The following is a 23,659-nucleotide window of genomic DNA, read 5'->3' as shown; positions in this document are numbered from 1 at the left end:
AAGAGCCTTCAGGCTCGGAGGCGTTCGTGGAAAACAGGAGGGCGGATATGTTCGAGATTCTCGACAAGGAACCGGTGGGTGCGGTGATCAAGGTGATCGGCGTCGGTGGAGCCGGTGGCAACGCGGTTGATCACATGATCCGTGAAGGTGTTAACGGCGTCGAATTCATCGCCGCCAACACCGACGGCATGGCACTCACCCGCAACCTCGCCCCGGTCAAGATCCAGCTCGGCAAGAACGGCCGCGGCGCCGGCGCCAAGCCCGAAGTCGGCCGCACCGCCGCCGAGGAGTACCGCGAACACATCGCCGACCAGCTGCGCGGAGCCGAGATGGTGTTCATCACCGCCGGCATGGGCGGCGGCACCGGCACCGGCGCCGCCCCCATCGTCGCGGAAGTGGCGAAGGAGATGGGCATCCTGACCGTCGCCGTCGTCACCAAGCCTTTTGATTACGAAAACCGGATGCGCGCCGCTGAATCCGGCATCGACGAACTCGCCCGCCACGTTGACTCCCTCATCGTCGTGCTGAACGAGAAGCTGATGGAAGTGCTCGGCGAGGACGCCAGCCTGGAAGACGGTTTCAAGGCTGCCGACAACGTGCTGCGCAATGCCGTCGGCGGCATCGCCGAAATCATCAACATCCCGGGCCTGGTGAACGTTGACTTCCAGGACGTGCGCACGGTGATGGGTGAGATGGGCCGCGCGATGATGGGCTCGGCCGAAGCCGCCGGCATGGACCGCGCACGCATCGCTGCCGAACAGGCTGTCGCCAGCCCGCTGCTCGAAGGTGTCGAGCTGTCGGGCGCGCGTGGCGTGCTGGTCAACATCACCGCCAGCCGCTCGCTGAAGATGAAGGAAGTGAAGGACGCGATGGAAACCGTGCGTGCCTTCGCCGCCGAGGGCGCCCACGTCATCTTCGGCACGGTGTTCGACGACTCGATGGAAGACCGCCTGCGCGTGACCGTGGTTGCCACCGGCCTCGGCGCACCGCGCGCGATGAGCAGCAAGCCGCCGATGACCATCATCCGCACCGGCACCGACGACGTCGCGATGCCGGCCGCCGCGATGGGCACCGACTACTCGCACCTCGACATCCCGGCCGTGATGCGCGGCCGCGGTGGCCGCACCGCGTCGAGCGCGGTCGAAGCCATGCGCGCCAATGGCGTCGAAACGCTGGATATTCCGGCCTTCCTGCGCAAACAGGCGGACTGATACCGGCTGTGCTGCACCCGTCCGGCCGCCCGGCCGGACGGATACGCCCTGTTACAGGGACGTGACGCGGAGGTGAGGTAAACTTGAACTTTCGCTTTCAGTCGTCCTGTCCGCCATGATCCGGCAACGCACCCTCCGTTCCATCGTCCGCGCCACCGGCGTCGGCCTGCACTCCGGCCTCAAGGTCAATCTGGAGCTGCGCCCCGCCCCGGCGGATACCGGCGTCGTATTCCGGCGCGTCGATCTGACGCCGCCGGTCGAACTGCGTGCCGACGCGCACGCCGTCGGCGATACGCGCCTGGCTTCCTGCATCGGCCGCGAAGGCGCCACGATCTCGACCGTCGAGCACCTGATGTCGGCACTTGCCGGCCTTGGCGTTGACAACGTGTTCGTCGATGTTGACGCGCCCGAACTGCCCATCATGGACGGCTCGGCCTCCACCTTCGTCTACCTGATCCAGCAGGCCGGCATCGTCGAGCAGGCAGCGGCGAAGAAGTTCGTCCGCGTGCTGCAGACGGTCGAGGTGAAGGACGGCGACAAGTGGGCACGTCTCGACCCGTACGAAGGTTTCAGCCTGGAATTCTCCATCGAGTTCCGCCACCCGGCGATCGAGCGTACCGGCACCCAGGTCAAGGTCGATTTCGCCCACCAGTCCTACATCGACGACGTCGCCCGCGCGCGCACCTTCGGCTTCATGCACGAAGTCGAGTACCTGCGACAGAACGGTCTCGCCCAGGGCGGTAGCCTGGAGAACGCGATCGTGATGGACGAGTACCGCGTGCTCAACAGTGACGGCCTGCGTTACGCCGACGAATTCGTGAAGCACAAGGTGCTGGACGCCATCGGCGACCTGTACATTCTCGGCCACCCGCTGCTTGCCGCCTTCAGCGCGCACAAGTCCGGCCACGCGCTGAACAACGCGCTGCTGCATGCGTTGCTGGCGCAGGAGGGCGCCTGGGAGTGGGCGAGCTTCGACCAACCCGCGCAGACACCGTCCGCGGTGTCGAACCAGTACCGGCCGCTGGTCAACGACACGGGCTCGGCCCCGGCCTTCGCCTGAGCAGCACGTGCTGATACTGCGCCTGATCGGCATCCTGCTGATCATCACCGTCGGCGCATCGTTTCTCGGCTATGTGCTGACGCGAGACCCGCGTTACCTGAATTTCGCCTGGACACTTCTCCGCTACGCGGTCATCGCGACGCTGGGCATCTTCGCGCTGTTCCTGCTGGAACGCGTGATCATCCTTTAGCTTTGGCGCGCGCGACCAGCAGCTCCAGCGCGCTGCGCAGCGGGCTCGAAGGGTCGAGCGCCGCAGCCCCGGAAAGCAGTTCCCGACGCGCCGATTCGCTGACCGGCCGGGGTGGGACAGGGGCAGTAATCCGAGGCGGATCAAATGCTTGCACCTTCACCCTGACTTCGGTAACCTCGCCGCAACTTTCCTGCAGTGCCAGCCTTGCGCTGGGCAACAACTGCTTCAGCCGGTGGGCAACAGCGCCAGACGAAGCGCTGACCACCACGACACCCTGCTTCACGTTCAGCACCCGACTGACCTGCGTCAGTTCGGTTGGCAGAAATTTTTCGTAGGCTCTCTGCACGCGGGCGATCTGCCTGACGTGCGACGCCAGATTTGCCAGCGAGTCCTGTGCATTGAGATGGTCGTGCAGGCGACGGGCAGACATAAGAAGACTTAGGGAGCGGATGTGCAGATTATTCTGGTTTCCGACCGCCTGACAACCGCCAAGGCCATCACCATCCGGCCGTGGCACCTCGCAGGCGCACTGTTCGCCTTCACGGTACTCGTTTTCATGCTCGCCTCGGCGTTCTCGTTCATCACGCTGAAGCACGCCAGCGAGTGGCGACTGCCGGTGATCGACGAACTGATCACCGCAGCGCGCAACGAGGAAATCCGGCGCAGCGAACAGTTCGTGCGCGAGAATCTGAACACGATGGCGGTCAAGCTGGGGCAGATGCAGGCCCAGCTGATACAGCTCGACACGCTGGGCACCCGGCTGGCCAAGCTCGCCGGCGTCAAGGCACCTGAACCCGTCGTGAACAGCGTACCGCCCGGTCGCGGTGGCCCGCTGATCAACGAGAACACGCTGTCTGCGGACGAACTCGAAGCGCAGATGAAGCACTTCTCCGATCTGCTGGCGCAGCAGGACGACTACCTCGGCGTGATCGAATCGGAGCTGCTGCTCGATCAGGCCACCTTGTCGCTGGTGCCGTCCACGCTACCGGTCAACGGCGGCACCTGGAACGCCTCCGGTTTCGGCTGGCGCATCGACCCGTTCAACGGCTCGCGTGCGATGCACGAGGGCGTCGACTTCGTCGCCGAGGTGGGCACGCCCATCATCGCCGCGGCAGCGGGCGTCGTGACCACGGCCAGTTTCCATCCGCAGTACGGCAACATGGTCGAGATCGATCACGGGCGTGATCTGGTCACCCGCTACGCGCACGCCAGCAAGTTGCTGGTCGCGCCGGGCACGGTGGTGCGCCGTGGTCAGAAGATCGCCGAGGTCGGCAGCACCGGTCGCTCGACCGGCCCGCACCTGCACTTCGAAGTGCGCGTCAAGGACGTCGCGCAGAACCCCAACCGGTTCCTCGAACTGGCCCGCAAGGCGCTTCCCGCGAACGCGCGCCAGGCATCCGCCGATACTCACGCACACTGAAACCGGGCCGCCTCGGGCAGGCCTCCCGCAGCGCCGGCCCGGCGCCCCCGCCGTCACCGGGCTGCCAACGGGCACATGCTAGAATCGCCGTCTTTTCCGCCATCGGTTTGCCCGCGCCGGGCTTCTGTCTTCGATGATTGCATCCCTGTTCACCAAGCTGTTCGGCAGCCGCAACGATCGCCTGCTGAAGAAATACCGTCCGGTCATCGCCCGCATCAATGCACTGGAATCCGAACTGTCCGGATTGAGTGACGAAGCCCTCACCGCCAAGACGGCCGAGTTCCGGCAGCGTCTGGCCGACGGGCAAACCCTCGACGACCTGTTGCCCGAAGCCTTCGCCGTGGTGCGCGAGGCGAGCAAGCGGGTGCACGGCATGCGCCACTTCGACGTGCAGCTGGTCGGCGGCATCATGCTGCATTCGGGCAAGATCGCCGAAATGCGCACCGGCGAAGGCAAGACGCTGACCGCGACCCTTCCGGTCTACCTGAATGCGCTGTCCGGCAAGGGCGTGCATGTGGTGACGGTGAATGACTACCTCGCCAGCCGCGACGCCGAACAGATGGGCAAGCTGTACGGCTTCCTCGGCATGACGACCGGCGTGAACCTGTCGCGCATGCCGCATGACCTGAAGCAGGCCGCCTACGCTTCGGACATCACCTACGGCACGAACAACGAATTCGGCTTCGACTACCTGCGCGACAACATGGTGTATTCGCAGGGCGAGCGCGTGCAACGCGGCCTGAACTTCGCCATCGTCGACGAGGTGGACTCCATCCTGATCGACGAAGCGCGCACGCCGCTGATCATTTCCGGTCAGGCCGACGACCACACCGACCTCTATGTGAAGCTCAACGCGGTCGCACCGCTGCTCACCCGCTGCGAGGTCGAGGACGGCCCGGGCGACTACTGGGTTGACGAGAAGGCGCATACCGTGTTGCTGACCGAAGCCGGTCACGAACACGCGGAAGATATCCTGGTCCAGCACGGCCTGCTCGAAGCAGGCCGCAGCCTTTACGAGCCGGCCAACATCACGCTGGTGCATTTCCTCTACGCCAGCCTGCGCGCGCACAACCTGTATTTCCGCGACCAGCAGTACGTGGTTCAGAACGGCGAAATCATCATCGTCAACGAATTCACCGGTCGCCTGATGCCGGGCCGCCGCTGGTCCGACGGTCTGCACCAGGCGGTCGAAGCGAAGGAAGGCGTGCAGATCCAGGCCGAGAACCAGACGCTGGCCTCGATCACCTTCCAGAACTACTTCCGCATGTACGGCAAGCTGGCCGGCATGACCGGTACGGCCGATACAGAAGCCTACGAATTCCACCAGATCTACGGTCTGGAAACCGTGGTGATCCCGACCCACCGGCCGATGATCCGTAAGGACATGAACGACCTGGTGTATCGCACGGCCAAGGAAAAGTACGCGGCGGTGATCGCCGACATCAAGGACTGCCACGAACGCGGCCAGCCGGTGCTGGTCGGCACCACCTCGATCGAAAGCTCCGAGCTGCTGTCCGGTCTTCTGAACAAGGAAAAGCTGCCGCACCAGGTGCTGAACGCCAAGCAGCACGAGCGTGAGGCCGAGATCGTCGCCCAGGCCGGCCGGCCCGGCGTGATCACGATCGCCACCAATATGGCCGGTCGCGGTACCGACATCGTGCTCGGCGGCAATGTCGAGAAGCAGGTGCAGGCGCTGGAGCAGGACCAGAGCATGGGCGACGCCGACCGCGCCGCGCGCGTCGAGAAGCTGCGCAGCGAATGGCAGTCGCTGCACGAACAGGTGATCGCCGCCGGCGGCCTGCACATCATCGGCACCGAACGCCACGAATCGCGCCGCATCGACAACCAGCTGCGCGGTCGCTCCGGCCGCCAGGGCGACCCGGGCTCGTCGCGCTTCTACCTGTCGCTGGAAGATCCGCTGATGCGCATCTTCGGCGGCGAACGACTGAACGCCATCATGCTGCGGCTGAAGATGCCGGAGGGGGAGGCGATCGAGCACGCGATGGTGAATCGCTCGCTCGAATCGGCGCAGCGCAAGGTCGAACAGCGCAACTTCGACATCCGCAAGCAGCTGCTCGAATACGACGACGTGTCGAACGACCAGCGCAAGGTGATTTACGAACAGCGCAACGCGCTGCTCGAAGCCGAGAGCATTTCGGAAACCATTACGGCGATGCGCCACAGCGTGCTCGAAGACACCTTCCGCCAGTACGCGCCGGCCGAAAGCGTCGAGGAACAGTGGGATCTGGCCGGTGCCCAGGCCGCCTTCCTGTCCGAGTTCCGCATCGATACGCCGTTCGCGGAATGGCTGTCGGCAGAGCCCAACCTCGCCGACGAAGACCTGCTCAAGCGCGCGCAGGACCTGTCGGACGAGCAGTACGCGGTCAAGGTCGCACTGGTCGGTGGTGATTCCTTCAGCCAGTTCGAACGCAATGTGATGCTGCAGAGTCTGGACAGCCACTGGCGCGAACACCTCGCCGCGCTCGATCACCTGCGCCAAGGCATCCACCTGCGCGGCTATGCGCAGAAGAACCCGAAGCAGGAGTACAAGCGCGAAGCCTTCGAACTGTTCGAAAGCCTGCTCGATCAGGTGCGCGGCGAAGTCACCCGCGTGCTGATGAACGTCGAGATCCGCTCGCCGGAACAGATCGAGGAAAGCGAACCGACACCGCCGCCGCTCGACAATATGCGTTTCACCCACGCCGACTTCGATCCGGCAATGGCCGGCGAAGGCGTCGATCCGCTGGCACCACCGGCCGGCAACAACGCACCGGCACAGCCGGCTGCCGCAGGCCCCAAGGTCGGTCGCAACGACCCCTGCCCCTGCGGCTCGGGCAAGAAGTACAAGCAGTGCCACGGCCGCCTCGCCTGAGCCCGGCTGGGCAATGAAGGAGGCGGCCCGCGGGCCGCCTTTTTCTTTGCTGCGACAGGCAGGCACGGCACTACATGTGGAGATGATCGGTCGCATGAAAGCATCGCAACGCGCTCAGTCGATATCGCCCTTCTTCGCGATGGAGATCGGCAAGCAGGCCGCCGCACTCGAAGCGCAGGGCCATCGCGTGATCAAGCTGAACATCGGCGAACCCGACTTCGGCGCGCCGCCGGCGGTCATCGGCGCGATGCGCGACCTGATGGACGGCCGGCCCATCCCCTACACCGCCGCGCTCGGTCTGCCCGAACTGCGACAGGCCATCGCCGGCTTCTACCGGCAGATGCACGGCCTCGACATCCCTGCCTCACGCATCGTCGTGACGGCCGGTGCGTCCGCCGCACTGCTGCTGGTCACCGCAGCGCTGGTCAACCCGGGCGACGAAGTGATCGTCGGCGACCCGTCCTATCCCTGCAACCGGCAGTTCCTCGGCAGCTTCGGCGCACGCGTGAAGCTCGTCCCGACGACCGCCGCGACGCGCTACCAGCTCGACGCCGCGACCGTGCGGGCGAACTGGAGCGACACTACCCGCGGGCTGATGCTGGCCACGCCGTCGAATCCGACCGGCACCGCGGTGCCGCCGGCCGAACTCGCGGCCATCTGCGACTGGGCGCGCCGCCACGATGCCTGGCGCATCATCGATGAGATCTATCTGAACCTGCAGGATGCCGACGCGCAGGGGCGACCGGCGCAGACAGTGCTCGCCAGCGACCCCGACGCCGTCGTCATCAACAGCTTTTCCAAGTACTTCGGCATGACCGGCTGGCGCCTCGGCTGGTGCGTGATTCCGGAGGTCATGGTGCCGGTGGTCGAGCGGCTGGCGCAGAACTTCTACATCTGCCCGCCGACGCCAGCACAGTTCGCCGCGCTGGCCTGCTTCACGCCGGCGTCGATCGCGGTCTGCGAGGCGCGCCGCAGCGAATTCGCGCAGCGCCGCGCACAGGTTATCGCGGGCCTCGCCGACATCGGACTGCCGGTCAACGTCCCGCCGGATGGCGCCTTCTACGCCTGGTTCGACGTGCGCCACACCGGGCTGGATGCCTGGACCTTCTGCCAGCGCGCGCTGCAGGAGGCCCACGTTGCGCTGACGCCCGGCCGCGACTTCAGCGAACTCGACCCGGAACGTCACGTCCGCCTGTCCTGCGCCGCGTTGACCGAAGACCTGACGGAAGGGCTGTCACGCCTGGGCAGATTCGTCGCTGGCCTGCGGTCGTGAAGGTGTCGCGCTCGCTGTAGCGGTTGGACCACGAGCCAGCGGGGCTTTGAGGGAGCAAGCTTGCTCGCGATTGCGGCCAGTAACGAGGCCGGCGGCTTGCCAAGGCCGCTCCCACAGGGACCATGCCCGATCCGGGGCAGGAGCCGGGGTTCTGTGGGAGGGGCCTTCTGACCACGACGTTGGCGGTGAACTGGGTGAGGCACCAGACCCGAGGCTCCGTCGGGAGCAATGGCTGCCTCCCACAGAGGTCCCCCGCTCGGTCCAGTGCCAAAGACTGTGGGAGCGAGCTCGCTCGCGATAGCAGCCGGCACCGAAGCCGGCCACTTGCCAAAGCCGCATCGCGACCGGAGGTCGCTCCCACAAAAAGCACGCCCACTCCGCCGTCCGCGCCGGGTTTCCTGTGGGACCGAGCGTGCTCGCGATGAAGTCCGTGCCAGTCGAACGCGTTACCGTCGCTTCGCCGGCAGCGGTCTGAATTGGCGGGTGTCGTCGAAGTAGGCGGGATCGGTGTTCGCTGAGGTCATGCCGGGCAGACCGAGCACCGGCAAGGGCCTCAGATCGCGCGGCGACGTCGGCCAGGCGCCTTCCGTGATGCGGGCGGCGAGCCAGCGGTCGAGCGCCTCGTCGCCCGGCGGCACTTCTTCGGCATGCAGGTAGAGCGCCTTCGCACACAGGCCGAAGTGCGGCGCCAGCGCCTTTTCCATCAGTGCGTGGCCGATCACGTGCAGCGCCGCCCGTTCGACCGACCCGCGCCGCTCGAACAGCGCCTCGCGCCAGCGGTGCGAACGCAGCGCGTCGATCAACGCCGCATCGTCGCTCACCAGTACCAGCCCGTCCTCGTCGAACTGGGTGAACGCGTCGCGCACCGGGCCGCGCTCGCCGCCGGGACGGGTCTCAATCTCGATGCAGTGGCGCGCGTTCATCGCCGCCTTGATGCGCGGGTAGCGCAGCCAGACCAGCGCGTTGAACAGGTCATGCCAGTTTGCATCACGGGTGGCAACACGGCCGGTCGCAGCGATGCGGGCCTCATAGCCACCTTCCGCAGTCGCATCCGCAACGAAAGAGATGGGCCGGCCACGTTCGGTCACCGGACGCCCCACCCCGGCGGCGAGCACATCCAGTTCTGCGGCCAGAGGAGGCGTGGCGCCAGGCAGGTGTGCCAGCAGATGACGAATGCCCGCGTGCAGCGGTCCGCTGCCGACGCGGTCGGCCAGCGTCGCGCTCAGGAGGCGCCTGCCGCTCCGGCCTTGACCGGCACGAAAGTGAACTGCTCGTCCTTCTTGCGGAAGGCGCCGATGGCCGGCGGTTCGGTCGCCGGCTTGTCGATCACCGAGAACACGCAGTCGGTGGTGTTCACCGCATACCAGCGGCTGGAGCCCTGACGAAGGATGTAGCGGTTGGGCTCGCCGCCGTCGAACACGGTGACGACGGCGGTGTTGAGCCGCGCCGGCTTCATGTCGAAGCGGCGCTGGCAGGTGGGCATGCGTGACACGATCACCGCCAGTTCGTACTGGTCGCTCCAGAAGTACGGCTTCTCGCGGTTGATGATCAGGGCGTGTTCCTTGCCCTCGATCATGAAAGCCGCGTTGTCGATCTCACAGCCGGCCAGCAGGCCCGCAAGCGGCAGCAGCAGAAGGCGCAGGTGTCGTGTCATGGATGGGTTCACTCGATTCGCCAGGCAACGCGCTCACCCGCGCGCAGCGGCACCAGTACATCACCATCGGCAAATTCCTGGCTGGCCTTGACCTCCCACGACTCACGGACCAGCGTGATCTGCGACGTATTGCGCGGCAGGCCGTACCAGTCCGGACCGTTGAAGCTGGCGAAGGCTTCCAGCCGGTCGAGCGCGCCGACGGCGTCGAAGGCTTCGGCGTACAACTCGATGCCGGCGTGCGAGGTGTAGCAGCCGGCACAGCCGCAAGCGGCTTCCTTCGCACCCTTCGCGTGCGGCGCCGAATCCGTGCCGAGGAAGAAGCGACGGTTGCCGGAGGTGACGGCGGCCACCAGCGCCTCGCGATGCACCTCGCGCTTGAGCACCGGCAGACAGTAATGATGCGGCCGCACGCCGCCGGCGAAGATGGCGTTGCGGTTCATCAGCAGGTGATGCGCAGTGACGGTGGCCGCGATGTTGTCGCCGGCCGCGGCGACGAATTCCGCCGCATCCTTCGTCGTGATGTGCTCGAACACCACGCGCAGCGCCGGGTGCCGTGCGAGCAGCGGACGCAGCACGCGCTCGATGAACACCGCCTCGCGGTCGAACACATCGACGTCGCCGTCGGTCACTTCGCCGTGGATCAGCAGCGGCAGGCCGCGCTCGGCCATGCGCGCCAGCGCGGCATCGCAGCGCGCCACGTCGGTCACGCCGGAATCGGAATTGGTGGTGGCGCCCGCCGGGTAGAGCTTTACCGCCGTGACGAAGCCGCTGTCGCAGGCGCGGTCGATCTCGTCGGGCGAGGTATTGTCGGTCAGGTAGAGCGTCATCAGCGGCTCGAAGGCCGGCAGACCGGGCGTGGCCGCGTGCGCGGCCAGGATGCGCTCACGATAGGCGCCGGCCAGCGCCACGGTGGTCACCGGCGGGCGCAGGTTCGGCATCACGATGGCGCGCGCGAAGCGGCGCGCGGTATCCGGCAGCACCGCCATCAGGGCTGCGCCATCGCGCAGATGCAGGTGCCAGTCGTCGGGGCGGGTGAGGGTCAGTCGGTTCAAGAGCGTTCCAATCCAGTCAGCAGGACCTGCCGGCGCTGCGCCGGCGAAGTTTGACTTCGGATTATCCCGCATAGTCGCCTGCCCGCCCAACCGGAACGGCAGAGTGGCAGGAAGCGGCCAGACCTCGCGGGCCAATCAGTCGGCTTCGTCGTCCTGCGGCGCATCGACGCCGTGTGCCATCGCGTAGTCGTACAGCAGCTTGCGCGGCGCCCCGGTGATGGCCTGAGCCACTTTCACCGCGCGGCTGGGCGGCAGTTCGTCGAGCAGCAGGTCCAGCGTGCGGCGTGCGCCCTCGTCCAGCCCCTCTTCCGGCTGCGCGCCGGACAGCAGTAGCACGAATTCACCACGCTGGTGGTTGGCATCGGCCGCCAGCCAGGCCGGCGCCTCGCCCACCGGCAGGCGCACGATCTGTTCGAACAGCTTGGTCAGTTCGCGCGCGATCACCAGTTCACGCGCCGGCTGCATCACCGCCGCGATGTCGGCCACGCATTCGACGATGCGATGCGGCGCTTCGTAGAACACCAGCGCGCAGTCCTGGTCGCGCAGCGACTCCAGCACCTTGCGGCGCGCCGCCGACTTGACCGGCAGGAAGCCGACGAAGCGGAACTGGGCGTCGAGCAAGCCGCTGGCCGACAGCGCCACCACGGCCGCACTCGGCCCGCTGATCGGCACTACACGGAAACCGGCCTCCTGCACCGCGCGCACGACACGTGCGCCCGGATCGGACACCGCCGGCGTGCCGGCGTCCGACACCAGCGCCACGCGCTTGCCGTCGGCGAGCGCCGCGATCAGCCGTTCGGCGCCGCTGCGTTCGTTGTGCTCATGCACCGCGACGAGCTGCGCGCGCAGGCCGAGGTGACGCGCCAGACGCGACGTTTCGCGCGTGTCCTCACAGGCGATCAGGTCGGCCGCACGCAAGGCGCCGATGGCACGCGCCGACAGTTCGCCCAGATGACCGATGGGTGTGCCGACGACATACAATGCCGATGTCCTGAATTCGGATGGAGTGTCGTCGTGAGTGGAAGCAGGAAGATCGAGCGTGTCCATCGGGCGGCGGAGTGCGGGCGGCCCGCCATTCTGAGCGTCGCTGCCGGTCGCCACAAGCATCCATGAGCACGCGGGCGCAGCATGGCGCCGCCGCCGAGCAACTCGCGGCCCGCTTTCTCGAATCCAAGGGCCTGCGCGTGCTTGGCCGCAATCTGCGCTGGCGCGACGGCGAACTCGACCTGGTGTGCGAGCACGGCGACACGCTGGTCTTCGTCGAGGTGCGCATGCGGCGCGACGGCCGCTTCGGTGGCGCCGCCGCCAGTGTCGGTCCGGTCAAGCAGGCACGGCTAATCCGCGCCGCGCAGCACTGGCTGGCCGAACAGGGGCGACGCGCGCAGGCCCGCCCGGCCCGCTTCGACGTGATCGCGCTGTCGGCGCTCGACGCCGGCAGCATCGACTGGATACGCGATGCGTTCGGTCTGTAGCGCTCTGCTTGCGCTCGCCTGCGTCTGCGCACAGGCCGACGGCCTGCGTCTGCTGGCGCAGCGTTCGCCGCTCGCCGGTGCGCAATACCACCGTCTGGCCGAAGTGTGGCCGCAGCTCACGGTGGGCGATGCGCTGACGCTGGAGCGCGAACCCGGCAACCGCTACGACACGCGCGCGGTGAAAGTGCTCTGGCGCGGCGTCATGATCGGCTATCTGCCGCGCGCCGCCAATTTCGAGGCGGCCGACGAAATGGACGCCAGCGCCCGGCTCAGCGCGCGCATTGGCGCGCTTACGCCGGACCCCGATCCGTGGAAGCGGCTGCGCGTGGACGTCTGGGTCGAACTGGGTCGATGAGGGCCTTCGCCACCCGACTGAATTGCAAGCGCAGGTATCGGACTGCAAGAAGGCTTCACAAAGACGGCCTGCCGGGCCGATCTTGGTACACTCTGGCCACATCCAACGCTGCGAGCTCTCATGAATCTGGTTTCACGCATTTCCGAGCACTTCATCGACAGCGCGCAAACCAAGCTCTCGTCCACCGAAGTTCTCGCCGCGCCGATTGCCGACGCGGTCGAACTGATGGTGGAAAGCCTGATGGCCACCGGCAAGATACTCGCCTGCGGCAACGGCGGATCGGCCGCCGACGCCCAGCACTTCGCTGCCGAACTGGTCGGCCGCTACGAACGCGAGCGCCCCGAACTGGCCGCCATCGCGCTGACCGTCAACAGCTCCATCCTGACCGCCATTGCCAATGACTACAGCTTCGACCAGGTGTTCGCCAAGCAGGTGCGTGCCCTCGGTCAGCCGAACGACGTGCTGCTGGCGATTTCGACCTCGGGAAATTCCGCCAACGTGATCGAGGCAGTACATGCGGCCCATGAGCGCGAAATGCGCGTGGTCGCACTGACCGGCCGCGGCGGGGGCCGCATCGCGGAACTGCTGACCGACCGCGACATCCACATCTGTGTACCGGCCGAACGCACGGCACGCATACAGGAAGTCCACCTGCTCACCCTGCACTGCCTGTGCGACGGCATCGACTGCATGCTTCTAGGAACCGAATGATGACAACAACCCGCAAGACCGTTTCCTTTACCCGTCCGCTGCTGCTGGCCGCCCTGATCGGCGTTTCGGTACCCGTGCTGCAGGGCTGCTTCCCGGTGGTCGCCGCCGGCGCCGGCACCGCCGTCATGTCGGCGCTGGACCGCCGCACCAGCGGCACCCAGGTCGAGGACGAAGGCATCGAACTGCGTGCCAGCAACCGCCTGCGCGAAAAGCTCGGCAGTCGCGCCAACGTAAGCGTCACCAGCTACAACCGCAACGTGCTGCTGACCGGCCAGGTCGCCGACGAAGCGACGCGCGCAGAAGCCGCCGCCATCGTCGGCGAGGTGCCTAACGTGCGCGGCGTCAGCAACGAAACCGAGATCGCCGGCGTGTCCTCGCTGACCCAGCGCTCGAACGACGCGCTGATCACCTCCAAGGTGAAGGCGCGCATCCTCGATTCGCAACGGGTCAAGGCCAACCACGTCAAGGTGGTGACCGAAATGAGCAAGGTCTATCTGATGGGCCTGCTGACCGAAACCGAAGCGAAGGCCGCAAAGGAAGTCACCGCCTCGACCTCGGGCGTGCGCAAGGTGGTGGCGATCTTCGAAATCGTCAGCCCGGAAGAGGCGCGCCGCCTCGACGCCGCTGGCGGCAACAACAGCCCGAAGCAGTAAGCCGAGCCCGACTTATCCGGCGGCGAGACGTCGCCGGATGGCGCGCAGCACGCTGCCGATCAGCGGCAGCTTTTCGTATAGCTCCTGCGCCGCATCCCAGTAGTCGCGGTGTTCGGCCACCCGGCCCTGCGCGTCGAAGCGCAACCGGGTTGCGCCGACAATGGCCTGCGCATGACTGCGCATGACGAAGTGCATGGTCCATTCCAGCCACGCGGCGTCGCCTTCGCTCATCGCCGAATGCACTTCGAAGCGCGGCGCCTCGACCTGTTCGAACATGTGGCTGAAGATGCGCGCCACCGCGGCGCGCCCACGCACGTCGTTGAACGGGTCGCGGAAGTGCGCGTCGTCGGCGTAGAGCGCGGCGAGCATGTTGACGGTGGCAGGTGTCAGCGTCTCGAAAGCCGACATCAAGGTGCGCAGGCGGTCATCGACGGGCATTCGGACATCTCCATTTTTCTGGCGCTGGCGGGTGATCAACAGTCGAATCGCGAGCGAGCTCGCTCCGACAAAAGACCGAAGCCGCTGCCTGAGCCGGGGGTTCGTGGGAGCGAGCTTGCTCGCGATAACAGCCTGCATCGAAGCCGCCCACATACGGAAGCGTCGCCGCCTCACCCGTGCGAGCGCGATTCCCATATCTTCTGCAGCCGCTTGACCGAGACCGGCACCGGGGTGCGCAGTTCCTGCGCGAACAGGTTCACCCGCAGCTCTTCGAGCAGCCAGCGGAATTCATCGAGGAAGGGGTCGCTCACGCCGGCGCGCGCCCGGGCGATGCGCTCGCGCTCCCACAAAGTCGCCAGTGACTGCCAGTCGGCCATCGCACGCGCGTCGCGCGCGGGATCGCTGCGCAGCTTGTCGATACGCAACGCGATCGCCTTCAGGTAGCGCGGATAGTGGGTCAGCCGTTCGAAAGGCGTGCGCTCGATGAAGTGCTTGCCGACCAGCGCGTCGAGCTGGGCGCGCATGTCGGCGCCGGCATCGGGGTGCGCCTTCAGCGCGATCAGCTTCTTGTTCAGCGCCGCGTACTCGGCGAGCACGGCGCCGGCCAGCCGGCCGATCTCCTGCGCCACCAGTGAAATGCGCGGCCGCGCCTCGTCGCGCCGGGTGGCGAAGGTGGCGGCATCCTGCGGCCACGGTTCCATCATGCAGCAGCGTTCCAGCGTGGCGGCGACCAGTTGCGCGCGCAGTTCGGCCTCGCTGCCGAGGTTCATGAACTGCATCGCCATGTCGCGCAGGCCGGGCAGGCTCTTTTCGATGAACTTGACCTGATCGCGCAGTTCCAGCGCGAACAGCCGGCGCAGACCGCGGCGATGCACTTCGTGCGCCGCCTCCGGCGTGTCGAACACGCGCACGCTGACCGCGTCGCCGTCGTCCTGCAGCGCCGGAAAGCCGATCACCATGCGGCCGGCGACCTCGACCTCCATCAGTTCAGGCAGTTCGCCGAAGGCCCAGCTGGTGTAGCGGCCCTCGCCCGCCGACTGCGCGGGAACGGCCGCCTGGGGCGCGGGCTCGGCGCGGCCTTTCTTCGCTGTCGGCGGCGGCACCGGCGCTTTCGCGACAGCGTCGCGCGCGCCGAGCGCGGCCAGTGCATCGGCCATGCTGCCGCGCGCGCTGGCTGCCTTGCTGTCGGCGGCGGGCACCCGCGCAGGCGCAGCGTCGTTCGGAGGCGGCGCGACCGCCGGTGCGGCGGACGGCTGCGCCACCGGCAATGCGATGCGCGCCTGCTCGAAGCGGCGCGCGATCTCGTCCTTCAGCCGCGTGCGCAGTTCGGCCAGATTGCGCGACTGGCCGAGCACGCGACCATGCTCGTCGATCACGCGGATGTTCATGATCAGGTGCGCCGGCAGGTTCTCGGCCCGGATCGCGTCCGGCGGCAGCTTGAGGCTGACATACACCTCGATCGCACGCGCCAGCACCTTCACCAGCGGCTCCGACTGGTCATGCTGCTGGGCGAGGAAATCGGCGACGAAGCCGCTGATCGGCTGGATGCGGTGGCGCAGCTTGGGCGGAATCGTCTTCGCCAGCTGCACCACCTTTTCCTCGATCAGCCCGGGCACCAGCCAGTCCAGCCGCGCCGCCGGAATCTGGTTCAGCAGCGTCAGCGGCACGGTCAACGTCACGCCGTCGTCGGCGGCATTCGGCTCGTGCCGGTATTCGAGCTTCAGGCGCTGACCGAGCAGGTCCATCTTCGCCGGGAAGCGTTCGCTGCTGACGCCGGCCGCCTCGTGCCGCATCAACTGTTCGCGCGTCAGATGCAGCAGCTTCGGGGTGTCGCGCTCGGCGTCGCGGCGCCAGCGCTCGAAGCTGCGCAGGTCGATCACGTCTGCCGGCACGATGGAATCGTAGAAGGCTTCGATCAGCGATTCGTTGACCAGCAGGTCCTGCCGGCGCTGCTTTTCCTCCAGCCGCTCGATCTGCGCGATCAGGTCGAGGTTGTGCTGCAGGAATTTCATCTGCTTCAGCGCGACGTCGCTGACGTCGCCATTGACCAGCGCCTCGCGGATCAGCAGTTCGCGCGCGAGCGTCGGATCGGTCTTGCCGTACTGCACCGCGCGCTTGGCGTACAGCGTGATGCCGTGGATGACGCCACGCTCCCAAGCCACCGTCTCGCCGCGGCTTTTCGACCAGTGCGGCTCGTAGGTCGAGCGGCGGATCAGGTGGGCGCCCACCTCTTCCACCCACTCGGGCTCGATGCGCGCGATGCAGCGCGCGAACAGGCGCGTCGTCTCGACCAGCTCGGCGCACATGATCCACTTGCCGCCCTTCTTCGCCAGCGCCGAGCCGGGATGCGGCCAGAACTTGATGCCGCGGGCACCGAGATAGGGCGGCTCGCCGGCGCGCGCGTCCTCGATGCGCAGGCCGAGGTTGCCGAGCAGGCCGGTCAGCAGCGCGCGGTGCAGCGCCTCGAAGGCGGCCGGCTGTTCGTTCTCGGGCCACTCGTGCTCGGCGCACAGCGTGTGCAGCTGGGTGTGCACGTCGCGCCACTCGCGCATGCGCAGCCAGTTCAGGAAGTTCGCCCTGCACCACTCGCGCTGCTTGGCCTGCGACTGGTGATGCCACACCTCGTCGAAGGCGGCCCAGGCCTTCAGGTACCACAGGAATTCGCTGCGCTCGTCGGCGAACTTCGCGTGCGCCTGGTCGGCGCTGCCGGCCCGCTCCTCCGGGCGGTCGCGCGGATCCTGCACCGACAGGCCGGCGGTGATGATGAGCACTTCCTTCAACGCGCCATGATTGCGCGCCGCCAGGATCATGCGCGCGACGCGCGGGTCCAGCGGCAGCTTGGCCAGTTCGCGGCCCAGCGTGGTGAGCGTGCGTTCCTCGTCCACCGCGCCCAGTTCCTGCAGCAGCTGGTAGCCGTCGGCGATCGCGCGCGGCGCCGGACGGTCAATGAAGGGGAATTCCTCGACGTCGGTCAGGCCCAGCGACTTCATGCGCAGGATGACGCCGGCCAGCGACGAACGCAGGATTTCCGGGTCGGTGTGCGCGGTGCGCTGCTTGAAATCGTCCTCGTCGTACAGCCGGAAGCAGACACCGCTGGACACCCGGCCGCAGCGGCCGGCCCGCTGTTTCGCCGCCGACTGCGCGATCGGCTCGACCTGCAGCTGCTCGACCTTGTTGCGGTAGCTGTAGCGCTTGACGCGCGCCAGCCCGGTATCGACCACGTAGCGGATGCCCGGCACCGTCAGCGACGTTTCGGCGACGTTGGTGGAGAGGATGACGCGCCGTCCGTTCGAGCCCTGGAACACGCGCGCCTGCTCCTGCGCAGACTGGCGCGCGAACAGCGTCAGGATGTCCGGCTTCACGCCGGGCAGCCGCGTGTGATGCTTGCGCAGCGTTTCTGCGCACTCGCGGATTTCGCGCTCGCCCGGCATGAACACCAGCACGTCGCCCGGCCCACACGAGAAGGCTTCGTCAACCGCGTCGGCCACCGCGTCGTAGAGGTCGCGCTCCTTGTTGGCGTCGAACGGCCGCCAGCGCATTTCGATCGGGTAGAGCCGGCCGCTCACCTCGATCACCGGCGCCGGCTTGCCGTTTTGCGCGAAGTGGTTGGCGAAGCGCTCGGCGTCCAGCGTGGCTGAGGTGACGATCACCTTCAGGTCGGGCCGGCGCGGCAGCAGCTGGCGCAGGTAGCCGAGCAGGAAATCGATGTTCAGGCTGCGCTCGTGCGCCTCGTCGATGATGAGCGTGTCGTAGGCGGCCAGCCAGCGGTCGCGCTGCGTTTCGGCCAGCAGGATGCCGTCGGTCATCAGCTTGATGCGGCTGTCTTCCGACGTGCGGTCGGTGAAGCGAATGGCGAAACCGACCTCGCGGCCGAGCGGCACGTTCAATTCCTTCGCCACGCGGTCGGCGGTGGCGCGCGCGGCGATGCGTCGCGGCTGCGTGTGGCCGATCAGGCCGCGCGCGCCGCGGCCCAGCTCCAGACACAGCTTGGGCAGCTGCGTGGTCTTGCCGGAACCGGTCTCGCCGCAGACGATGACCACCTGATGCGCCGCCAGCGCAGCCGCGATCTCGTCGCGCCGCGCCGACACCGGCAACTCTTCCGGATACTCGACCTTGGGCGCCGATGCACGGCGCGCAGCGACCCGGGCCTGCGACGCCGCGACGCGTTCAGCAATCTTCGCCGGCCACTTGTCCGGCGCGCGCATCGCCGGCGGCAGTTCGCGCAGCGCGCGCGAAATCGCCGCCGCGTCGCGGCTCATGCACTGTTCGAGCAGGGAATTCAGATCGGGGTGCTGCACTTTCATCGGATCGGGCTGCGGTCTGCGTCGCGCAGAAAGGGCGCCATTGTCCGCGAAAGACGGCGCCGGCGCGAACCGCTCAGCCGCGCAACAGCTGCCAGCCCCACCAGCCCAGCGCGGTCATCGCCAGCGAACCGAGCACGTGAGCCGCCACCGCAAACAGCGCCCAGCCGGTGTGGCCGCGCTCGAACAGCGCAAACACCTCGCCGGAAAAGCTGGAGAAGGTGGTCAGGCCGCCGAGGAATCCGGTGGTCACCAGCAGGCGCAGATGGGCCGGCAACTCGGGCATGGCCTGCAGCACCGCGAGGGCAACCCCCATCAGCAGTCCGCCGATCAGATTGGCCGCCAGCGTACCGAGCGGGAAGCCGGCGAACAGCGGGTTCAACGCCAGTGACAGGCCCCAGCGCATCCATGCACCCAGCGCGGCGCCGGCACCGACGGCAATGAAGTTCTGCATGTCGCACTACCCGATGTGTTCGAGGCCTGAATTGTAGGGGCAGACCGGGCCTCGGCTCGCCTCCTGTGGGAACGGCCTCTGCTGTCCGCAGGCTTCGATACAGGCCGTGTCGAGGTCAGAAGACCCCTCCCACAGGAACCCTGCCTCGGCGACCGTTCGTAGCTGCTTTTTGTGGGAGCGACCTCTGGTCGCGATGCGGCTTTGGCATGCTGCAGGCTTCGTTCCAAGCCGCGATCGCGAGCAAGCTCGCTCCCACAGGAATCCCGCCTCAGCGGTCGTTCGGGGCTGCTTTTTGTGGGAGCGGCCTTGGCCGCGACGCGGCGGGCGCACGCCGCAGGCTTCGAGCAAGCTCGCTCCCACAAAACCGCGGGCGGCGGCCTCGGGCTGGAGTCAGCCGGGCGTCAGCCCCGCTTCGGCCAGTTCCGCGGCGCGCAGCACGGCGCGCGCCTTGTTCAGCGTTTCCTGCCACTCGCCCTCGGGCGTCGAATCCATCACCACGCCGCCGCCCGCCTGGGCGTGCAGCACGCCGTCCTTGATCACCGCGGTACGCAGCGCGATGGCGACGTCCATGCCGCCGTTGAAGCCGAGGTAGCCGACCGCCCCGGAATAGATGCCGCGCTTGACCGGCTCCAGCTCGTCGATGATTTCCATCGCGCGCACCTTGGGCGCGCCGCTGACGGTGCCGGCGGGGAAGGTGGCGCGCAGCACGTCCATCGCGGTCAGGCCCGGCTTCAGCACGCCTTCGACATTGCTGACGATGTGCATCACGTGCGAGTACTTCTCGACCACCATGCGGTCGGTCACTTCGACCGTGCCGGTGGCGGCGACGCGGCCGAGGTCGTTGCGGCCGAGGTTGACCAGCATGATGTGCTCGGCGCGTTCCTTCTCGTCCGACAGCAGATCCTCGGCCAGCGCGCGGTCCTCCTCGGCGTTGGCGCCACGCTTGCGGGTGCCGGCGATCGGCCGCACGGTCACCTTGTCGCCTTCGAGGCGGGCCAGGATTTCCGGGCTGGCGCCGACGATGTGGGTATCACCCAGATTGAAGAAGTACATGTAGGGCGACGGATTCAGCGCACGCAGCGCGCGGTACACCGCCATCGGCGTGGTCGCCAGCGGCTTGCTCATGCGCTGCGACGGCACCACCTGCATGATGTCGCCGTCGAAGATGTAGCGCTTCGCCTTCTCCACCGCGGCGCAGTAGGCGTCGTGGCCGAAGCCGGATTCCGCGGCCACCGATTCGCCACGCGGGGTGTCGGGCTCGCGCAGCGGCGAACGCAGGCGCGCGGTCAGCGCGTCGAGGCGCAGATGCGCATTGACCAGCGCGTCCGGCTTCTCCGGGTCGGCATAGACGATGAAGGTGAGCCGGCCGGACAGGTTGTCGAACACCGCCAGCTCGTCCGACAGCAGCAGATGGATGTCCGGCACGCCCAGCGGATCGGCCTTGTCCCAGCCGGCGGCGAGCCGGTGCTCGACGTAGCGCACCACGTCGTAGCCGAAATAGCCGACCAGACCGCCGGAAAAACGCGGCAGGCCCGGCAGGTCGGGCACGCGGTAGCGGCCGAGGAAGGCCTGGACGAAGGCCAGCGGGTCGCTGCTTTCCGTCCGCTCGATCACCGCGTCGTCACGCAGCACCTCGATCCGGTCGCGACGCACGACGATGCGCGTCTGCGCCGGCAGGCCGAGTATCGAGTAACGGCCCCAGCGCTCGCCGCCCTGCACCGATTCCAGCAGATAGGAATACGGTACGTCGGCCAGTTTCAGATAGGCGGACAGCGGGGTGTCGAGATCGGCCAGTGCCTGGCGCGAAACGGGAATGCGGTTGTAGCCGGCGCGTGCAAGCGCCTCGAATTGATCTTGATTCATGGACAGACCGGAGAGCGGGGTTTCGAACGACGCCGCGGTGTCACCGCGCGCGCCTGACCAGGAGCGGACTCAGGCGGCTCGCCACAGGTACCCGTGCAGGGGCGCGGGCGCGCAGCTGCGGGCGGGTGTCTCCTTGGAATTCGGGCTGTCCATTCGGCTTCGGTGCGTAGTGGTTTCGTCGGCTCAGGCGGTCGAAAGCGTGACCCGGTCGAGCAGATCGGGGAGCGAGGATAGTAGCCCATCGCAATCTTTTGCGTCCAGCACGCGCCCCTCGCTGTAACCCCAGGGCACGCCCAGCACCGGAATGCCGGCATTGCGGGCGCAGTCGATGTCGTTGTACGAGTCGCCGACGTGCAGCGCGGCCGACGGCGCCACGCCCAGTTCACGCACCGCGTGCAAGAGCGGCGCCGGGTCGGGCTTCTTCTGCGGCAGGGTGTCGCCGCCGACCACGCTGCCGAAGAAATGGCGCATGTCCATCTGTTCGAGCAGCGGCAGCGTGAAGTCGACCGCCTTGTTGGTGACGCAGGCCAGCCGGAAGCCGGCCGCCTGCAGCGCAGCCAGCGTTGCGTGCGCGCCGTCGTAAGGCACGGCACGCACGCCGTTGCGCACACGGTAGCAGCGCTTGAACACCTCGATCGCCCGCGCGAGAAAAGCCGCATCCTGCGCCCGCTCGCCGAGACAGCGTTCGACCAGGTTCGGAATGCCACGCCCGACGAACACCCGTACCTCGTCCTCGCGGCGCGGCGGGACGCTCAGTTCGACTGCCATGTCCTGCGCGGCAGCAGCGAGGTCGGGCACGGTGTCGAGCAGCGTGCCGTCGAGGTCGAAGGTGATGGCGGCGACCGCGAAGCGCTGCGTCATGCTCAGACCGCTTCCAGCTGCTTGCGCAGCGCGGCGATCACGCTGTCGTAGCGGTGCGGGTCGCTGTCCTTGCCGGCACCGAAAACGGCCGAGCCGGCGACGAAGGTATCGGCGCCGGCGCGCGCGATTTCGGCGATGTTGTCGATCTTGACGCCACCGTCGATCTCCAGCCGGATATGGCGGCCGGTGCGCGACACGTATTCGTCGAGCCGGGCGCGCACCGCGCGCAGCTTGTCGAGCGACGACGGAATGAAGCTCTGGCCGCCGAAGCCCGGGTTCACCGACATCAGCAGCACGACGTCGAGGCGGTCCATCACGTGGTCGAGGTAGTGCAGCGGCGTCGCCGGGTTGAACACCAGACCGGCCTGGCAGCCGTGGTCGCGGATCAGCGACAGCGTGCGGTTGACGTGCTCGGACGCTTCCGGGTGGAAGGTGATCACATTGGCGCCGGCCTTGGCGAAATCGGGAATGATGCGGTCCACCGGCTTCACCATCAGATGCACGTCGATCACCGCCTCGGTGTGCGGCCGCAGCGCCTGGCACACCAGCGGGCCGATGGTCAGGTTGGGCACGTAATGGTTGTCCATCACGTCGAAGTGGATCCAGTCGGCGCCCGAGGCGATGACGTTGCGCACTTCCTGGCCGAGGGCGGCGAAGTCGGCGGACAGGATGCTGGGGGCGATCAGGTAATCCAGATTGGTGGTACTCACGGTGCGGCTCCGAAGGTCGAAGCCGCGATTGTATCGGGTCGGAAGCGTCGCCCTGTCGCGTGTCGCCGATACGTGCGTGCGCACCGCTTGCCGCGTCATCGGAGTTCGGTTAAATAGAAGGCATGGCCGAATCGAAAAAATACGAAGTGACGGTGAGCGTGCAGGCACGCTATGTCGAAGAGCAGTCCGACCCCGAGGACAGCCGCTTCGTGTTCGCCTACACCGTCAGCATCACCAACACCGGCACCGTGCCGGCGCAGCTGATCAGCCGGCACTGGATCATCCGCGACGCAAACAACGCCGAACAGCAGGTGCGCGGGCTGGGTGTGATTGGCCAGCAGCCGCTGCTCAAAGCCGGCGAGAAGTTCGAATACACCAGCGGCTGCGCGCTGAACACCCCGGTCGGCACGATGCGCGGCAGCTACCAGATGGTGGCCGAGGACGGCACGCAGTTCGAAGCCGACATTCCCGAATTCACGCTGGCCATGCCGCGCGTGCTGCACTGAGCCACGAGGCGATGTCGCTCGCCTCGTCCTATACCCGCCTCGCCCCCCTCTACGACACGGTGGTCGCCGCCGCGTCGCTCGGCGCCCGCCGCGCCAGTCTGGCCCACCTGCCGCGCACCTCGTCCGACGTGCTGCTGGTCGGTGTCGGCACCGGGCTGGACCTGCCCCACCTGCCCGCCGATCACCGCTACACCGCGATCGACTTCAACGCCGCCATGCTCGCACGCAGCCTGCCGCGCGCCTCCGGCCTGAACTACACAGCGGTTCGCGGCGACGCGATGCGCCTGCCCTTCGCCGACGCGCAGTTCGACTGCGTGGTGCTGCACCTGATCGTCGCCGTGGTGCCGGATGGCGCCGCCTGCCTGCGTGAAGCGGCGCGCGTGCTGCGCCCCGGCGGTGCGGCGCTGGTGCTGGACAAGTTCCTGCGCCGCGGCCGCCCTGCCCCACTGCGCCGCCTGCTGTCGCCGCTGGCCGGCCGCATCGCCACCCGGCTCGACGTCGTGCTGGAAGACGCGCTCGACAGACTGCCCTTCGGCATCGTCAGCGACGAGCCGGCGGCCTTCGGCGGCTGGTTCAGGCGGGTGCGGCTGCTGAGAACCTGAG

General features: G+C 67.4%; 23 protein-coding genes. 12 read left to right on the top strand and 11 right to left on the bottom strand.

Annotation, left to right across the window (positions count from 1 at the left end):
* Window positions 1-47: 47 nt before the first annotated feature.
* The 3 genes from ftsZ (at window position 48) to ACQ66H_RS05280 (ending at window position 2,461) form a co-directional block, all read left to right on the top strand.
* The gene (ftsZ, locus tag ACQ66H_RS05290) at window positions 48-1,211 is read left to right on the top strand and encodes a cell division protein FtsZ (RefSeq protein ID WP_019919300.1); all 1,164 of its coding nucleotides are present in this window, start codon (window positions 48-50) and stop codon (window positions 1,209-1,211) included.
* A 115-nt stretch (window positions 1,212-1,326) separates the two neighbouring features.
* A complete protein-coding gene (lpxC, locus tag ACQ66H_RS05285) occupies window positions 1,327-2,271 on the top strand; it encodes a UDP-3-O-acyl-N-acetylglucosamine deacetylase (protein ID WP_430433112.1) in 945 nt (314 codons plus the stop codon).
* 7 nt (window positions 2,272-2,278) lie between these two features.
* The gene (locus tag ACQ66H_RS05280; protein WP_430433111.1) at window positions 2,279-2,461 is read left to right on the top strand and encodes a hypothetical protein; all 183 of its coding nucleotides are present in this window, start codon (window positions 2,279-2,281) and stop codon (window positions 2,459-2,461) included.
* Here the strand turns inward: ACQ66H_RS05280 and ACQ66H_RS05275 are convergent.
* Window positions 2,451-2,891 (bottom strand): DciA family protein, encoded by a 441-nt coding sequence (locus tag ACQ66H_RS05275; protein WP_430433110.1) that lies wholly within the window; start codon window positions 2,889-2,891, stop codon window positions 2,451-2,453. The genes ACQ66H_RS05280 and ACQ66H_RS05275 overlap by 11 nt on opposite strands.
* Before the next feature lie 21 nt (window positions 2,892-2,912).
* On the opposite strand from ACQ66H_RS05275, the gene ACQ66H_RS05270 reads away from it, so the two are divergent.
* From ACQ66H_RS05270 to ACQ66H_RS05260, 3 genes are all read left to right on the top strand, one after another.
* On the top strand, window positions 2,913-3,881 hold the full coding sequence (locus ACQ66H_RS05270) for a M23 family metallopeptidase (RefSeq protein ID WP_430433109.1): 969 nt from the start codon (window positions 2,913-2,915) through the stop codon (window positions 3,879-3,881).
* A 133-nt stretch (window positions 3,882-4,014) separates the two neighbouring features.
* A complete protein-coding gene (gene secA, locus ACQ66H_RS05265) occupies window positions 4,015-6,753 on the top strand; it encodes a preprotein translocase subunit SecA (RefSeq protein WP_430433108.1) in 2,739 nt (912 codons plus the stop codon).
* A 94-nt stretch (window positions 6,754-6,847) separates the two neighbouring features.
* A complete protein-coding gene (locus ACQ66H_RS05260; RefSeq protein ID WP_430433107.1) occupies window positions 6,848-8,026 on the top strand; it encodes an aminotransferase class I/II-fold pyridoxal phosphate-dependent enzyme in 1,179 nt (392 codons plus the stop codon).
* A gap of 446 nt (window positions 8,027-8,472) precedes the next feature.
* Here ACQ66H_RS05260 and ACQ66H_RS05255 read toward each other — a convergent pair whose 3' ends face one another.
* From ACQ66H_RS05255 to rsmI, 4 genes are all read right to left on the bottom strand, one after another.
* Window positions 8,473-9,141: a DUF3025 domain-containing protein gene (locus ACQ66H_RS05255; protein WP_430433106.1), complete on the bottom strand. Its 669-nt coding sequence runs from the start codon at window positions 9,139-9,141 to the stop codon at window positions 8,473-8,475.
* A gap of 107 nt (window positions 9,142-9,248) precedes the next feature.
* Window positions 9,249-9,680 carry a hypothetical protein gene (locus ACQ66H_RS05250; protein WP_430433105.1) on the bottom strand — a complete coding sequence of 144 codons (432 nt, stop codon included), beginning with the start codon at window positions 9,678-9,680 and terminating at the stop codon, window positions 9,249-9,251.
* Between the two features lie 8 nt (window positions 9,681-9,688).
* Entirely contained in the window at window positions 9,689-10,732 is a 1,044-nt protein-coding gene (gene pyrC / locus ACQ66H_RS05245; RefSeq protein ID WP_430433104.1) for a dihydroorotase, read from the bottom strand.
* Window positions 10,733-10,867: 135 nt separating this feature from the next.
* Complete coding sequence (gene rsmI, locus ACQ66H_RS05240; protein ID WP_430433103.1) at window positions 10,868-11,713, bottom strand: 16S rRNA (cytidine(1402)-2'-O)-methyltransferase; 846 nt, start codon at window positions 11,711-11,713, stop codon at window positions 10,868-10,870.
* A 128-nt stretch (window positions 11,714-11,841) separates the two neighbouring features.
* Between rsmI and ACQ66H_RS05235 the strand changes: the two genes are divergently transcribed.
* From ACQ66H_RS05235 to ACQ66H_RS05220, 4 genes are all read left to right on the top strand, one after another.
* The gene (locus ACQ66H_RS05235) at window positions 11,842-12,204 is read left to right on the top strand and encodes a YraN family protein (RefSeq protein ID WP_019919311.1); all 363 of its coding nucleotides are present in this window, start codon (window positions 11,842-11,844) and stop codon (window positions 12,202-12,204) included.
* Window positions 12,188-12,559 carry an HIRAN domain-containing protein gene (locus tag ACQ66H_RS05230; RefSeq protein ID WP_430433102.1) on the top strand — a complete coding sequence of 124 codons (372 nt, stop codon included), beginning with the start codon at window positions 12,188-12,190 and terminating at the stop codon, window positions 12,557-12,559. The genes ACQ66H_RS05235 and ACQ66H_RS05230 overlap by 17 nt, the downstream gene beginning before the upstream one ends.
* 120 nt (window positions 12,560-12,679) lie before the next feature.
* Window positions 12,680-13,270 carry a phosphoheptose isomerase gene (locus ACQ66H_RS05225; RefSeq protein WP_430433101.1) on the top strand — a complete coding sequence of 197 codons (591 nt, stop codon included), beginning with the start codon at window positions 12,680-12,682 and terminating at the stop codon, window positions 13,268-13,270.
* Window positions 13,267-13,923: a BON domain-containing protein gene (locus ACQ66H_RS05220; protein WP_430433100.1), complete on the top strand. Its 657-nt coding sequence runs from the start codon at window positions 13,267-13,269 to the stop codon at window positions 13,921-13,923. The genes ACQ66H_RS05225 and ACQ66H_RS05220 overlap by 4 nt, the downstream gene beginning before the upstream one ends.
* Window positions 13,924-13,935: 12 nt before the next feature.
* Here ACQ66H_RS05220 and ACQ66H_RS05215 read toward each other — a convergent pair whose 3' ends face one another.
* From ACQ66H_RS05215 to rpe, 6 genes are all read right to left on the bottom strand, one after another.
* On the bottom strand, window positions 13,936-14,361 hold the full coding sequence (locus ACQ66H_RS05215) for a nuclear transport factor 2 family protein (RefSeq protein ID WP_430433099.1): 426 nt from the start codon (window positions 14,359-14,361) through the stop codon (window positions 13,936-13,938).
* 170 nt (window positions 14,362-14,531) lie between these two features.
* Window positions 14,532-18,665, bottom strand: coding sequence for an ATP-dependent RNA helicase HrpA (gene hrpA, locus ACQ66H_RS05210; RefSeq protein WP_430433098.1), 4,134 nt, complete (start codon window positions 18,663-18,665; stop codon window positions 14,532-14,534).
* Between the two features lie 73 nt (window positions 18,666-18,738).
* Window positions 18,739-19,116 carry a fluoride efflux transporter CrcB gene (crcB, locus tag ACQ66H_RS05205; RefSeq protein ID WP_430433097.1) on the bottom strand — a complete coding sequence of 126 codons (378 nt, stop codon included), beginning with the start codon at window positions 19,114-19,116 and terminating at the stop codon, window positions 18,739-18,741.
* 390 nt (window positions 19,117-19,506) lie between these two features.
* Window positions 19,507-20,979 (bottom strand): anthranilate synthase component I, encoded by a 1,473-nt coding sequence (trpE, locus tag ACQ66H_RS05200; RefSeq protein ID WP_430433096.1) that lies wholly within the window; start codon window positions 20,977-20,979, stop codon window positions 19,507-19,509.
* A gap of 183 nt (window positions 20,980-21,162) precedes the next feature.
* Complete coding sequence (locus ACQ66H_RS05195; protein ID WP_430433095.1) at window positions 21,163-21,840, bottom strand: phosphoglycolate phosphatase; 678 nt, start codon at window positions 21,838-21,840, stop codon at window positions 21,163-21,165.
* Window positions 21,841-21,842: 2 nt separating this feature from the next.
* A complete protein-coding gene (gene rpe / locus ACQ66H_RS05190; protein ID WP_430433094.1) occupies window positions 21,843-22,550 on the bottom strand; it encodes a ribulose-phosphate 3-epimerase in 708 nt (235 codons plus the stop codon).
* A 122-nt stretch (window positions 22,551-22,672) separates the two neighbouring features.
* Between rpe and apaG the strand changes: the two genes are divergently transcribed.
* Both apaG and ACQ66H_RS05180 read left to right on the top strand, forming a co-directional pair.
* Window positions 22,673-23,056: a Co2+/Mg2+ efflux protein ApaG gene (gene apaG / locus ACQ66H_RS05185; RefSeq protein ID WP_019919320.1), complete on the top strand. Its 384-nt coding sequence runs from the start codon at window positions 22,673-22,675 to the stop codon at window positions 23,054-23,056.
* Between the two features lie 11 nt (window positions 23,057-23,067).
* Window positions 23,068-23,658 carry a class I SAM-dependent methyltransferase gene (locus tag ACQ66H_RS05180; protein WP_430433093.1) on the top strand — a complete coding sequence of 197 codons (591 nt, stop codon included), beginning with the start codon at window positions 23,068-23,070 and terminating at the stop codon, window positions 23,656-23,658.
* Window position 23,659: the final 1 nt, after the last annotated feature.

The sequence above is a fragment of the Methyloversatilis sp. genome (genome assembly GCF_965284615.1).
Taxonomy (GTDB): Bacteria; Pseudomonadota; Gammaproteobacteria; order Burkholderiales; family Rhodocyclaceae; genus Methyloversatilis.
Note: the sequence above shows the minus strand (reverse complement) of the source record. Positions and strands in the feature narration are given on the sequence as shown.